This window comes from Adlercreutzia sp. DFI.6.23 (genome assembly GCF_024462535.1).
Taxonomy (GTDB): Bacteria; Actinomycetota; Coriobacteriia; order Coriobacteriales; family Eggerthellaceae; genus Adlercreutzia; species Adlercreutzia rubneri.
This window is the reverse complement of sequence record NZ_JANGBP010000204.1, coordinates 1-397: the sequence shown is the minus strand read 5'-3', so window position 1 is coordinate 397 and position 397 is coordinate 1. Positions and strand designations below refer to the sequence as shown.

General features: G+C 70.8%; 1 pseudogene. It reads right to left on the bottom strand.

What is annotated here, in order from left to right:
• A pseudogene (locus NE591_RS13020) lies at window positions 1–397 on the bottom strand (B12-binding domain-containing radical SAM protein); the annotation flags it as partial.

The window sequence follows — 397 nt, the reverse complement described above, 5'->3', positions numbered from 1 at the left end:
GGCCGCCGGCCAGCACGATGGGGTCGCCCTCGGCGTGGTCGGCGGTGCGCAGCGGGATGCCGGCGAGGTCCAGCGTCTCCAGCACGTTGGTGGCGGCCAGCTCGTGGGGCAGCGTGATGCCAACCACGTCGAAGTCGGCCACGGGGCGGCAACTCTCCAGGGAGAACAGTGGCACGCCCTCCTCGCGCATGAGGTCGGCCATGTCCACCGCCGGCAGAAAGGCCCGCTCGGCCCCCATGCCGCCCATGGCATTCACGGCGTTCACGAGGATGCGCACGGCCTGGTTGGCCTGCCCCAGCTCGTAGGTGTCCGGGTAGATCATGCAGAAGGCGAAGTCCCCCTCTGCCACCGGCGTGGCGCAGCCCCACTCGTGGTTCAGATAGCGGGCCGGCCGTTC